The following is a 12,547-nucleotide window of genomic DNA, read 5'->3' as shown; positions in this document are numbered from 1 at the left end:
GGCCCGAGGCGCGACCGCCCGCCCGACGGTGGCACGCTTGGTCGCATGACCTCAGGCTCCACCTCTGCTCCGGACGCGCTCGCCACGCCGGGTCTCGCGCCCGTCCCCGTCCCGCCCGGCGCCGCGCGCGTCGCGGCGATCGACTGCGGGACCAACTCGATCCGCCTGCTCGTCGCCGACGTCGACCCGGCCGCGGGCACGCTCGTCGACCTCGACCGCCGCATGGAGGTCGTCCGGCTCGGCCAGGGCGTCGACCGCACGGGCCGCCTCGCGCCCGAGGCGCTCGCGCGCACGCTCGACGCCGCGCGCCGGTACGCCGACGTGATCGCGGAGCTCGGCGCGACGCGCACGCGGTTCGTCGCGACCTCGGCCACGCGGGACGCCGAGAACCGCGCCGAGTTCGTCGAGGGCGTCCTGGCGGCGTTGGGCGTGGAGCCCGAGGTCGTCTCGGGCGAGGACGAGGCAGCGCTGTCGTTCCGTGGGGCGACCTCGACCGTCGCCGCGCTGCGCCCGGGCCCGTACGTGGTCGTGGACCTCGGCGGCGGCTCGACCGAGCTCGTGCTCGGCACGGCGACCCCTGAGGCCGCGTTCTCCATGGACGTCGGCTGCGTGCGCCTCACCGAGCGGCACCTGCGCTCCGACCCCCCGACCGCCGACGAGGAGGCCGCGGCCCGCGCGGACGTGCGCGCCGCGCTCGACGAGGCGGCCGCCGTCGTCCCGCTGGGGGAGGCCGCGACGCTCGTGGGCCTCGCGGGATCGGTTACGACGGTGACGGCCCACGCGCTGGGCCTCGCGCAGTACGACCGGGAGCGGATCGACGGCGCGGTGCTGCCGGTCGACGCGGTCCTGGCGGCGTGCGACGACCTGCTCCACCGCTCGCGCGCCGAGCGCACCGCGCTCGGATTCATGCACCCGGGCCGCGTGGACGTCATCGGTGCGGGCGCGCTCGTGTGGTCGGAGGTCGTGCGCCGCGTGCGCGACGACGTCGCCGCCGCAGGCGGGTCGCTCACCGAGGTCGTCACGAGCGAGCACGACATCCTCGACGGGATCGCCTGGTCGATCGCCTGACACCGAGAAGTGACCATTCGCCCCGGATCTGCGCGATTCCGGGGCGGATGAGCACTTCTCGGCGAAGGGGCGCGGGTTGTGGGCGTGCACAGGTGCGTTCCTGGACGTGGCAGTCCACAGGTGTGGTTTGCGTGGGCGCATGACGCGGGCTGCCGAGAGGACTATCCCGGGTCATGGACACGCCACCTCGACCGCCGTTCACGCTCGCAGAGGGTCGCGCCGCCGGGCTCTCCGACAAGGCGATGCGGCACCCGCAGTTCGCGACCCCGACGTCGGGCGTGCGGGTCCCGATGGAGCTCGCCGACGACCTGGTGTCCCGCTGCGGCGCGATGCTCCGCGTCGCACCTGACCGTTCGGCCATCAGTCACGCCACGGCGCTCGCGCTGCACGGCGTCGACCTGCCCGGGCGGCTCGCCGCCGACGGACGCATCCACCTCACCGTCCCGTCGAGCACGGTCGTGCCGCGCCGGGCCGGGCTCGCCAGCCACACCTTCGCCGACGCGTCCGACGAGCCGGGGTTGCCGATCCGGGTCGTGCGCGGTGTGCCGGCGGTGGCACCGGAGCACGCCTGGCGTCAGCTCGCCGGATCGTCGTCGGTCGAGGAGCTCGTGGTCCTGGGCGACGCGGTCGTGCGCCGTCGTCGGCCGCCCACGACGGTCGCAGCGCTCCGCCGGACGGTGCACGGCGCCCCGGCCGGGACGCGGGGCATCGCGCGGATGCGGGTAGCGCTCGACCTCGTCCGTCCGGGGACGGACTCGCCGATGGAGTCGCGGACCCGGCTGCTGCTCGTCTCCGCCGGGCTGTCCTGCCCGCTCGTCAACCTGCCGGTCCACGACGCCGCGGGCGTGTTCGTCGCGATGCCGGACATGACGTACCCCGAGGCGAGGATCGCGATCGAGTACGACGGCGACGTGCACCGGACCGACCCGCGCACGTGGCGTCGCGACATCGCGCGCAAGCAGCGTCTCGAAGAGCTGGGATGGCGGGTGATCGTCGTGACGGCAGACGACGTCTACCTCCACCCGGCGCGGCTGGTGACCCGGGTCCGCGCCGCGCTCCGACGCCCCCTGCCCGCCGAGAAGTGAGAATCCGCCCCGGAAGAGCGCCTTCGTGGGGCGGATACCCACTTCTCGGCTGACGACCGGCGTCAAGCCCGGCTGCCGGACCACGGACGCTCCCGGGCGCGCGGGGTGAGGGCTACCGTTCGCTCGTCCTCCCGCCGACCCAGGTCGTGACGAGCCGGGCCAGGAGCGCGAGGAGCATCGCGCGGCCGGCCCACAGGAGGGCGGGGTTGCGCACGTCGTAGTCGCCGGGAAGGCCGAGGAGGGCGAGGACCACGGAGCTCCAGGCGGCCCGGCCGCTGCCGCCGAGGTCTACCGCGCCCGCGACCACGAGCACGAACACGGTGATCGCACCGAGGTAGAGCGCGCCGCGCACGTACCCCGCGCCCTCCCGTCGGGTGCTCTCGTCGGTCCCGCGGAGCAGCCTGCCGGCCCCGCGTGCGAGGAGCTCCAGCGGTGCGAGCACGGCCGGCACGGCGAGCAGGCCGAGCCCGGCAGCGAGGACGAAGAGGAGGAAGAGGAGCCACAGGGAGCCGACGACGGAGTGCCCGGGGCCGAAGGAGCCACCGAGCACCCACGGGAGCACGGCGAGCAGGACGAGGACGGGGGAGAAGGGCGTGACGACCCACACCCGGTACGGCGGGGTGCGCTGGAGCCTGCGGTCCGACGCCGTGAGGTAGACCTGGAGGCCCACGCGCGCGATCACGGCCCACTGGAGCCCGAGCACGACCATGATCGCGGACAGGGCCGACGTGACCTCGGACGAGGCGCTCTCGTCGGGCCCCAGGCGTCCCAGGAGCAGGACGACCGTCCCGAGGACGAGCGCCGTCGCGACGACCTCGGCGACCCGGAAGCGGCGGAGGAAGCGCGCCTGTGCGGCCTGCTCCACCTCGCGGGCGGCGCGCCGGGCTCTCCGGCGCTCGGCCTCGCGATCGGTCATGGGAGCTCCCGCCGTCGGCCGGGCCGGGCGGCCCGGGATGGCCGCAGTCTGCCAGACGCGTGCGAGGGGCTGACGAGCGTCCCGGGCGGGCCGGCGATCTGGGTGCAATGCCCGGAAGGCGAGGTGGCTCGTCGGCAGCGTGGGGCGCGTCACGCTCGTCTGGCGGACGCTCCGGCTCGCCTGTGCCGCAACCGGTAATACTCTGGAACCATGCCTCAGAATGACCTGACCTCGGTCAGCCGTGCCCAGACCGCTTCGCCGCGGCCCCGCAAGGTGCCCCGCGTCGTCGTCCTCGGCGGCGGCTCCGTGGGTCTGTACGCCGCGCGCCGACTGCGCAAGAAGCTCGGTCGCCGCGAGGCGGCGATCGTCGTCGTCGACCCGCGCCCGTACATGACGTACGCGCCCTTCCTCCCCGAGGCGGCCGCGGGCTCGATCGACGGTCGCGACGTCGTCGCGCCGCACCGCCGCGCCCTGAAGGGCGTCGACGTGCTCCAGGGCAAGGTCGTCGCGATCGACCACGGCGCGCGCCGCGTGACGATCCACCCGGAGGAGGGCGACGACTACTCGGTCACGTACGACCACCTCATCGTGGGCCTCGGCTCGGTGTCGCGCACGCTGCCCATCCCGGGGCTCGCGGAGAACGCGATCGGCTTCAAGAACGTGGAGGAGGCCATCGCGGTCCGCAACCACGTGCTCAACCGCATGGACGTCGCGTCGTCCACGTGGGACGAGCGGCTGCGTCGTCGCATGCTGACGTTCACGTTCGTCGGCGGCGGGTTCGCGGGCGTCGAGGCGATCGCCGAGATCGAGGACATGGCGCGTTACGCGACCCGCAACTACGCGACGATCGAGGAGAAGGACCTCCGCTTCGTCATGATCGAGGGCGCCGGGCGCATCCTGCCGGAGCTCAGCGAGCCCATGGCGGGCTACGCGCTCGAGGAGCTGAAGAAGCGCGGCATCGAGTTCCACCTCAACACGTTCCTGTCGTCGTGCGTGGACGGGCACGTCGTCACGTCCACGGGAGTCGAGTTCGACTCCGACACGATCGTGTGGACCGCGGGCGTCAAGGCGAACCCGGTCATCAAGGAGGCCTCGGACCTCCCGGTGGACAAGATGGGTCGCGTCACGGTGCTCCCGACGCTCCAGGTCGCGGACGCCGACGGCAACGTCGTCCCGAACGCGTGGGCCGCGGGCGACTGCGCCGCCGTCCCGGACGTGCTGAACCCGGGCAAGTTCTGCCCGCCGAACGCGCAGCACGCGATCCGCGAGGCCACGCGCCTCGCGGACAACCTCGCGCTGGAGCTGCACAGCGAGAAGCCGGTCGAGTACCGCCACAAGAGCGTCGGTACGGTCGCGTCCCTCGGCCTGTACAAGGGCGTCGCGGAGCTGTTCGGCGTGTTCAAGCTGCGGGGCGTGCTCGCGTGGCTCATGCACCGCAGCTACCACGTCATGGCGATGCCCACGGGCAACCGCAAGATCCGCATCTTCATCGGCTGGATCGGGCAGTTCCTCCTGGGCCGCGAGCTCGTGTCGCTCGGCTCCCTGCACGACCCGCGCGCGGAGTTCCGCGCCGCGTCGGTGCCGCCCAAGCAGGGCGGCGAGCCGGTCAAGCAGACCGCGCAGGGCTCGGCGGCCGCGGCGGAGTCCGGCACGGGCACCGTCGACGCCGACGACCGGACGCCGGCGGCCAAGGCGTCCTGACGCCCGTCCGCACCCGCCGGGATCCCCGGCACCTGCCCGACGACGAGGGGCGAGCCGCGCGCGGCTCGCCCCTCGCGGCGTCCGCGCCGGGTCGACGCCGACGGCCCGGGGAGCGCCGCGGTCGCGGTAGATTCGGCGCGCGCCCCCATGGCCCAACTGGCAGAGGCGGCCGGCTTAAACCCGGCGTGTTCCGGGTTCGAGTCCCGGTGGGGGCACCGAGGCTAGGAGAGCCCTGTGGGGCCGTCGGGCTCGGGCGGCGGCGCGGCCTCCTGGCCGAGGATCACGACGGTGTCGTCCGGGTCCTGACGCCGGTCGCGCGCCCCGGACCGGCTCTCGCCCGACGTCGGGGCGGTCCGCCCGGGCCCGCGTCAGGCAGCCGCGCGCCCCAGGGCGCCGTCGAGGAACGCCCGGACGTCGGCGAGCTCGCGCGCGTCGATGCCGTGGGCGAGGCCGGGGTAGACGCGCTCGACGAGCGTCGAGCGGCCCGGCAGCCACGCGGCCGTGCGGTCGACCGCGTGCGGCGCGATGACCCGGTCCTCGGCGCCGCGGCCCCAGAAGACGGGCGGGCGCGACGCGGCGAGCGCGGCGTCGGCGGGCTGCTCCGCGGACTGGACGAACCCGCCGAGGACGACGGTCGCCGCCACGCGCTCGGGGCGCGTGCGCAGGAGCTGCGTGGCCATGAGCCCGCCCTGGGAGAACCCGACGGGGGCCACCGGCCGGTCGGGGCCGAGCTCGGCGTCGACCCACGCCCAGACCGCCTCGGTCGCGCGCGCTACGGGCTCCGGGTCGGGGTCTCCCGGCGTGACGATCGGGAACCACGCGAAGCCGCCGTGGGCGAGGGCGAGCGGGGCGCGCAGCGAGGCCCAGGGCGCACCGAGGTGCGGGCCGAGCCCGGCGAGGTCGTGCTCGTGCGAGCCGAACCCGTGCAGCAGGACGACGACGGCGCCCGCTGCGTGCGGGCTCGTCGGGTCCGCGTCGGACCGGACTGCGACGAGGGAGTCCGGGGCGCTCATCGCGCGAGCAGCTCGTCGGTCGTCGTGCCGGGCACGGCCAGCGTGACGCGCGTGCCCCACGGGTCGTGCACGACGACGGAGCGGCCGTCGCCGGCGTGCTGCAGCCCGCGGGCGCGCAGGCGGGCGACGAGCGCGTCGAGGTCGTCGCGACCTGGCACGGTGATCGCCACGTCCCCGAGGCCGAGGCTCGCGGCACGCGGGCCGGCACCCGCGCTGTTCCAGACGTTCATCGCGACGTGGTGGTGGTATCCGCCGGCGGACGCGAACAGCGCGCCGCTGTACTCGGTGACCGTGGCCTCGAACCCGACGGCGTCGACGTAGAAGTCGTGGGCGGTCGCGATGTCACCGACCTGGAGGTGGACGTGCCCCACGCGCCCGGCGAGCGAGGGCCCGGCGTCGAACGTCTCCTGGTCGAGGTGCGCGCGCAGGTACGCGTTCGGGTCCAGGAACTCGGTGGCCATGAGGATCTGCCCCCGCTCGCGCACCCACGTCTCGCGCGGGCGGTCGGTGTACAGCTCGACGCCGTTGCCCTCGGGGTCGGTGAAGTAGAACGCCTCGCTGACGAGGTGGTCGCTCGAGCCGACGAACGACCCCCGGCGGTCCTGCGCCGCGCGGTAGACGGTCGCGGCGAGGCTCGCCGCGTCGTCGAACAGGAACGCGGTGTGGAACAGGCCGGCCTGGCGTCGGTCGACGGCGGGCAGGCCGGGCGTGTGGACCAGGCGCAGCATGGGCGTCGTGCCGCGGCCGAGGACGCGGTGCACCTCGGTGCCGCGCGAACGCTCCTCGAGGGGAGCGAGCGCGAACGCGCCCGTGTAGTAGGACGTCATCTGCTCGAGGTCGCCGACGCGCAGCGTGACGGCGTCCATGCTCGTGGACGGGGACAGGAGGCGGTCGGTCGGCGCGCCGGGGGTGCTCGTGGTCATGTCTGCTCCAACTTGTTGTCGCTACAACTATATTCCCACACGCCGCGGGATGCTCCCGACACGGCCGGCCCTTCCTTGCTAGGGTCGCGTCGAACCACGCGGGGCGTCCCGCCCGGGCAGCCGGGCCGAGGGACTGAGACGAGCGGTACGGCCGCCCGGACCCGTCGAACCTGATCTCGCTAGCACGAGCGGAGGAACGTGGGCATGACGACGCCTGCTGCCATCACCCTGAACCCTGTCCTCGCGGACGACCCGACCGCGCTCGTCCGGAGGGGGGAGTCCGGCTTCACGGTCGACCTCGCCCGCCGGTACGCGCACCTCTTCGACGAGTTCTACGACCACCCGTTCCTCGCCGGCCTGCGCGACGGGTCCGTCGAGCCGGCCGCGGTGCGGCACTACGTCGGCCAGGACCACCAGTACCTCACGGCGTACCTGCGCTGCTACGGGCTCGGCATGGCGCTCGCGCCGGACCGCGAGTGGGCCGCGTACTTCCACGAGAAGGCGGGGTTCCTGCTCGACGACGAGTCGCACGCCCACCACGCGATGTGCGACTTCCTCGGCGTCACGTACGAGGAGGCGCAGACGAACCGCCTCGCCCCGAGCGCGCAGGCCTACGTCGACCACATGCTCGCCGCGGGCCGCGACTCGCTCGGCGTGCTGCTCGCCGCGCTCCTGCCGTGCCCGTGGACCTACATCTGGTCGGCGCGGCGGTTCTGGCTCGCCGAGCGGGAGACGACGCCCGCCGCGATCGGGGACGACCACGCGCTCGCGGGCTGGTGGGAGTTCTACGCCGCCGAGCGCACCGAGGGCGTCCTGGCCGACCTCCGGGCACGCCTCGACGCGCTCGCCGCCGACGCGGGCGAGGCGGAGCGCGCCCGCATGGAGCGCGCGTTCGAGCTGAGCTGCCGGCACGAGATCCGGTTCTGGCAGATGGCGTGGTCGCTCGAGCGGTGGTGACGTCCCTCCCGGGCCGAGGGTGCCCGACGTCGGGCCTTACGCCAGCAGCAGATCCTCGCCCGGGTGCCTCGGCACCCGGGCGAGGGCGCGGGTAGCGTGACGGCATGGACGTGCCGAGCGCAGTGCCGACCGCAGTGCCGAACGCGGTGCCGAGCGCGGCTCCGACCGCAGTGACGGCGAGTCCGCGGGCCCGAGCGGGTGCGCGGCCGGAGCCGCTCCTGCGGCACGTCATCGGCGGGATCCTCCGGCGGGCGCGGCTCGCGCAGGGGCGCACGCTCGTCGACGTCGCGGCCGCCGCGCGCGTCTCCACCGCCTACCTGTCCGAGGTGGAGCGCGGCCGCAAGGAGGCGTCCTCCGAGGTGCTGGCGGCCGTCTGCGGCGCGCTCGGCCTGCGCCTCGTCGACCTCGTGGCCCGCACGGGTGAGGAGCTGCGTCCCGTCGCTCCCGTGCGTGTGCTCTCCTCCGTCCGGGAGCGCGGCGCGCTCTCCGCGCCGCGGCACCCCGCCCCTGCCGGCGAACCCGTGCGCGACCTCCCGGTCGCGCGGACCACGATCGCGACCCCTGCCCTCGCGGCGCGCCCGACCGCGCGCGCCGCCGACGTCCTGCTCCTCGCGGCTTGATCCCTGCGGGACCCCGCGGGCCGCGAGCCCCGACGGGTACCTGGTCGGCACCGCGTGTCGTGCCCCGGTGCGGCGGGAGACGCGCGGCTACCGTCGAGGGATGACGGAGCCGCAGACCGCGCACGGCACGGCAGAGCAGACCGCCCCGGCCCTCCAGGAGCTCGTCGACGACGCCGCGTTCCTCTCGCACGAGCACCAGCTCCACCTCGCCGACCACCACGGCGACGACGCGTGGGGCGCCGAGATGGCGGAGGGCACGTTCACCTTCACCGCCGCCACCGGTGAGACGGCGACGTGCCGGCTCCAGTTCCTCGGCACGGCCGCGCCCGGCCCCGGGAGCTGGATGTGGGCGTGGAACAACGTCAACGGCTTCCCCGGCGACGTGCTGCGCGCCGCCGAGAAGACCCGCGAGACCGGCCTGCACGAGGCGACCGAGGTGGAGCTCCCGCTCACCGACGACCTCCCGTACCGCCTCGCGCTCGCGGCCAAGGCCGTCACCGGGTCGTGGACCCACTACAGCGCCCCCGTCGGCGGCGGGACGCGCGCGTGGTTCCTCCTCGACGCCGACCGCCTCGCGCTGCCCGCGCCGAGCGTGCCGCGCGTCGTGCGGGTGCTGAGCGAGGGCCTGCTGTCCGTGACCGTGGTCGACCACCGGCGCGCGGTCGTGGCGTACGCGACGGCGCGGGGTCTCGAGACGACGGACGACGGCGGCGCGCTGACGCTCACCCTGCCCGACGGGAGCGTGACCGTCCGGTTCGACGAGCACGGGCGGATCTCGGGCATCGAGGCGGCCTCGCGGCGTGCGGCGGAGCCCGTGCACGAGCCCGACCCGGACGCGTCGGGACCTGACGCCGACCCCGCGGGGGCGGACGCCGTCGTCGACCCGGCGCCACGGCGCCGATCGTGGTTCCGGCGGCGCGGGTAGACCCGAACGCACGGCGGCACCCGGCGAGCGATGCGTCCGCGGCCGAGAGCTGCGTCTCGGGACGCATCGGTCGACCGCGGACGCAGCGCTCGAGCCCGGGTCAGGCGGCCGCGGCGAGCTTGCGCGACGTGACGACGGCGTCCGCGACGCCGTACTCGACAGCCTGGCGCGCCGTGAGCACGAGGTCGCGGTCGGTGTCCGCGCGCAGGCGCTCGACGGTCTGACCCGTGTGGCGGGACAGCACCTCCTCCGTCTCGGACCGGATCCGGAGGATCTCCTCGGCCTGGATCGACAGGTCGGAGATGGTGCCCTCGCCGCCGCCCGACGGCTGGTGCAGCAGCACGCGCGAGTGCTCGAGCACGAACCGCTTGCCCGGCGTCCCCGCAGCGAGCAGCACGGCCGCGGCCGAGGCCGCCTGGCCCATGCAGATGGTCGACACGTCGCACCGCACGAACTGCATCGTGTCGTAGATCGCCATGAGCGCGGTCGCGGAGCCGCCGGGGGAGTTGATGTACAGGCCGATCTCCTGGTCCGGGGCGTCGGACTCCAGGTGGAGGAGCTGCGCCATGACGACGTTCGCGACGCCGTCGTCGATCTCCGTGCCGAGGAAGACGATGCGCTCCGACAGCAGGCGGGAGAAGACGTCGAACGCGCGCTCCCCGAGCGGGGTCTTCTCGACGACGGTCGGGATCGTGTAGCTCGCCATCACAGGCCCACCTTCCGAGTGGCGCGGGCGGGACGGACGTCGTCGACGGACTCGACGATCCGGTCGACCATGCCGTACTCGAGCGCCTGCTGCGCCGTGAACCAGCGGTCCCGGTCGGAGTCGTCGGCGATGGTCTCGACGCTCTGCCCGGTGCTCTCGGCGGTCAGCCGGTGCATGAGGCCCTTGGTGTAGACGAGGTTCTCGGCCTGGATCGCGATGTCGACGGCGGTGCCCCCGATCCCCGCCGAGGGTTGGTGCATCATGATCCGCGCGTGGGGGAGCGCGAACCGCTTGCCCGGGGTGCCCGCGCACAGGAGGAACTGCCCCATGCTCGCGGCGAAGCCCATCGCGACGGTCGACACGTCGTTGGGGATGAGCCGCATCGTGTCGAAGATGGCCAGCCCGGCGCTCACCGAACCGCCGGGGGAGTTGACGTACAGCGCGACGTCCGCGCGCGGGTCCTCCGCCGAGAGCAGGAGGAGCTGCGCGCACAGACGGTTCGCGACGGCGTCGTCCACGGCGGTGCCGAGGACGACGATGCGCTGGTGGAGCAGGCGCGTCGTGAGCTGGTCGTCGAAGGACGACGTCGCCGGGGCGGCGGCCTCCGCGTGCGGTGGGCGTGACGTGTGCATGGTCATGGCACCACCGTGGACCTGGAACGGGCCGGACGGTCCGGTGATCTGCCGTCGGCTCATTCGCCGACGGCAGATCACGCGTCGTAGGGCTACTTGTTGGGCCAGGTGTTCCGTTCGACCACCACGCCGGCAGGTGCGGGACTCACGGAGATCCAGTTCTGCGGGGCGGGATAGTAGTTGCCCATGATGCACGGCAGGTCGAACGAGGCGTTCGGGCCGAACGTGCGGTCGTAACCACCCGTGATGGCGTGGTCGTACCCGCCCGCGTTCGTCATGCACTGGACCCGGTAGTTGCCGCTCGGGAACGTCGCGTTCGTGTTGAGCCGGTACTTGGTGCAGATGCTGAGGTTGTTGCAGTCGCCGAGCGAACCCGTGGTCGCCGGGGCACCGCGCGACGCCCAGATCCGGGGCGGGTCCGGGCGCTTGTCCGTGGTGAACGTGACGCGGTCGCTCCACGCGCCGCAGCCGGCAGCGTTGCACGCGCGGGCTCGCAGGTTGTAGGTCTGCTCGTAGTCCGTGCCGACCCGGACGGACGTGCCCGTGCCGGAGCCGCCTCCGCTCCCGGTGTAGTCCCACTCGTACCGGGAGATCGCGTTCCCTCCGTTCGACGACGGCGCGGAGATCGTGAACGTGCCGGACGTCGCGTTGTCGCGCGTCACCCTCACCCCGGGGACCCCGGGCTTCTCATAGGCGTTGATCGACGCCGACGCGGGGCTCGACGTCGACGTACCGCCGAGGTTGGTCGCGGTCACGGTGAACGTGTACGAGCCGGGGTTGAGGCCCGTGAAGTCCACCGACGTCCCGGAGACCTGCCTGGTCGCGCCGCCCGGAGACGCCGTCACCGTGTAGGCCGTGATCGGGCTGCCGTTGGCGTCGGCGGCGCCCCACGACACGCGCGGGATGCCGCTGTCCTGCGACGAGGACCCCACGTTCTGCACGGTGGGCTTCGGAGGGGCCTCCGGACGCCCATAGGGCACGACGGCCGCAGACGCCGAGCTCGGCGCGGTCACGCCCGCCTTGTTCTCGGCCGTGACCGTGAACGTGTAGGACGACTCGTTGTCGAGGCCGGTCGCCTTGTGGCTGAGACCAGCAAGCGTGAGAGCCGCCCCGTCGGGCGAGCCGTTGCGGTACCGCTGGAGGTGGTACGCCTTGATGGCGTCACCGTTCTCGAACGGCTGCTCCCACGACACGTCGATCGACCCGCCGTTGAGCGGCGAGTCCGCGGCGCGGCTCGCGCTCGGCGTCTTCGGGACGTCCGGCAGCCCGGCGGGGATCTCCTCGGCAGAGTAGTCGCCCCACTCGGACGGGTCGGGCGCGAGGTTCACGGCCTGGACGCGCACGCGGTACGCGACGCCGTTCGTGAGCCCCGTCCACACGACCTGGTTGCCGGAGAGCGCCTGCATCTGGATCGCCCCGCTCGCCGGCGCGGGAGAGATCTCGAGGTTGACCGTCTCGATGGGCGACCGGTCGGTGTAGGTCTTGTTCTCCCACGTGACGGTGAGCGACTTGTCGCCGAACTCGAGGGTGGGCGCGGCGGGCGGGTCGGGCTTCTCGTCGGGGCGCGCCTCGGCGGAGGGCGGGGAGGCGGGGCCGTCGCCGACGGCGTTGGTCGCGAAGACGGTGAAGGTGTACTTCACGTTGTTGGTGAGGCCGTCGAGGGTGCAGGTGGTGGTGCCGCAGGCCTTCTCGTAGCCGTTCTGGGAGCGCACGGTGTAGCCGGTGATCTCGGCGCCGTTGTTGTTCGGCGGGTCCCAGGACAGCACGACCGTCTTGGACCGCACCTCGTCGACCTGCGGGGTGGCGGGCGCCTCGGGCTTGCCCAGCACCTTGAGCTGGACACGACCCTCCACGAGACGGTCCGGGTCCTTGGTCGCGTCCTGCACCCGGTACACCACGACCATCACGCCGACGAAGCTCTCGTCCGGGGTCACGGTCACGCTGTCGCCCGTGAACGCGACGTCTCCCGAGCCGGTCTCGACCACCGCGCCCGTCACGACG

Annotated in this window: 12 protein-coding genes, 1 tRNA gene and 1 riboswitch; of the genes, 7 read left to right on the top strand and 6 right to left on the bottom strand. The window is 73.8% G+C overall.

Annotated elements, in window-relative coordinates:
• The first annotated feature begins 45 nt into the window (after positions 1-45).
• Both CCE02nite_RS20770 and CCE02nite_RS14740 read left to right on the top strand, forming a co-directional pair.
• The gene (locus CCE02nite_RS20770; RefSeq protein WP_141390370.1) at positions 46-1,068 is read left to right on the top strand and encodes a Ppx/GppA phosphatase family protein; all 1,023 of its coding nucleotides are present in this window, start codon (positions 46-48) and stop codon (positions 1,066-1,068) included.
• Positions 1,069-1,241: 173 nt separating this feature from the next.
• Positions 1,242-2,153: an endonuclease domain-containing protein gene (locus CCE02nite_RS14740; protein ID WP_141390369.1), complete on the top strand. Its 912-nt coding sequence runs from the start codon at positions 1,242-1,244 to the stop codon at positions 2,151-2,153.
• Between the two features lie 112 nt (positions 2,154-2,265).
• Here the strand turns inward: CCE02nite_RS14740 and CCE02nite_RS14735 are convergent, their stop codons facing one another.
• On the bottom strand, positions 2,266-3,069 hold the full coding sequence (locus CCE02nite_RS14735) for a hypothetical protein (RefSeq protein ID WP_141390368.1): 804 nt from the start codon (positions 3,067-3,069) through the stop codon (positions 2,266-2,268).
• A gap of 210 nt (positions 3,070-3,279) precedes the next feature.
• On the opposite strand from CCE02nite_RS14735, the gene CCE02nite_RS14730 reads away from it, so the two are divergent.
• Both CCE02nite_RS14730 and CCE02nite_RS14725 read left to right on the top strand, forming a co-directional pair.
• Positions 3,280-4,770 (top strand): NAD(P)/FAD-dependent oxidoreductase, encoded by a 1,491-nt coding sequence (locus tag CCE02nite_RS14730; RefSeq protein WP_141390367.1) that lies wholly within the window; start codon positions 3,280-3,282, stop codon positions 4,768-4,770.
• Between the two features lie 141 nt (positions 4,771-4,911).
• Positions 4,912-4,985 (top strand) — tRNA-Leu (locus CCE02nite_RS14725).
• Positions 4,986-5,138: 153 nt separating this feature from the next.
• Here CCE02nite_RS14725 and CCE02nite_RS14720 read toward each other — a convergent pair.
• Entirely contained in the window at positions 5,139-5,783 is a 645-nt protein-coding gene (locus tag CCE02nite_RS14720) for an alpha/beta hydrolase (RefSeq protein ID WP_141390366.1), read from the bottom strand.
• On the bottom strand, positions 5,780-6,706 hold the full coding sequence (locus CCE02nite_RS14715) for a VOC family protein (protein ID WP_141390365.1): 927 nt from the start codon (positions 6,704-6,706) through the stop codon (positions 5,780-5,782). The genes CCE02nite_RS14720 and CCE02nite_RS14715 overlap by 4 nt, the downstream gene beginning before the upstream one ends.
• An 89-nt stretch (positions 6,707-6,795) precedes the next feature.
• Positions 6,796-6,920: riboswitch (TPP riboswitch) on the top strand.
• Between CCE02nite_RS14715 and CCE02nite_RS14710 the strand changes: the two genes are divergently transcribed.
• From CCE02nite_RS14710 to CCE02nite_RS14700, 3 genes are all read left to right on the top strand, one after another.
• Positions 6,911-7,663, top strand: a complete 753-nt coding sequence (locus tag CCE02nite_RS14710; protein ID WP_141390364.1) for a TenA family protein — start codon at positions 6,911-6,913, stop codon at positions 7,661-7,663. (Overlaps the previous riboswitch by 10 nt.)
• A gap of 104 nt (positions 7,664-7,767) precedes the next feature.
• The gene (locus CCE02nite_RS21240; protein WP_141390363.1) at positions 7,768-8,283 is read left to right on the top strand and encodes a helix-turn-helix domain-containing protein; all 516 of its coding nucleotides are present in this window, start codon (positions 7,768-7,770) and stop codon (positions 8,281-8,283) included.
• 100 nt (positions 8,284-8,383) lie between these two features.
• Entirely contained in the window at positions 8,384-9,208 is an 825-nt protein-coding gene (locus CCE02nite_RS14700; RefSeq protein WP_141390362.1) for a DUF6882 domain-containing protein, read from the top strand.
• Between the two features lie 100 nt (positions 9,209-9,308).
• Here the strand turns inward: CCE02nite_RS14700 and CCE02nite_RS14695 are convergent, their stop codons facing one another.
• The 3 genes from CCE02nite_RS14695 to CCE02nite_RS14685 all read right to left on the bottom strand — a co-directional run.
• Positions 9,309-9,914 (bottom strand): ClpP family protease, encoded by a 606-nt coding sequence (locus CCE02nite_RS14695; RefSeq protein WP_087469679.1) that lies wholly within the window; start codon positions 9,912-9,914, stop codon positions 9,309-9,311.
• Positions 9,914-10,546 carry a ClpP family protease gene (locus CCE02nite_RS14690; protein WP_218027128.1) on the bottom strand — a complete coding sequence of 211 codons (633 nt, stop codon included), beginning with the start codon at positions 10,544-10,546 and terminating at the stop codon, positions 9,914-9,916. Before CCE02nite_RS14690 ends, CCE02nite_RS14695 begins: the two co-directional genes overlap by 1 nt.
• A gap of 92 nt (positions 10,547-10,638) precedes the next feature.
• Positions 10,639-12,547, bottom strand: a 1,909-nt coding sequence (locus tag CCE02nite_RS14685; RefSeq protein WP_141390360.1) for a fibronectin type III domain-containing protein, incomplete at its 5' end; no start/stop codon positions are given.

The organism is Cellulosimicrobium cellulans, assembly GCF_006539945.1.
Taxonomy (GTDB): Bacteria; Actinomycetota; Actinomycetes; order Actinomycetales; family Cellulomonadaceae; genus Cellulosimicrobium; species Cellulosimicrobium cellulans.
The sequence above is the reverse complement of the archived record's forward strand: the minus strand, read 5'-3'. Positions and strand labels throughout refer to the sequence as shown.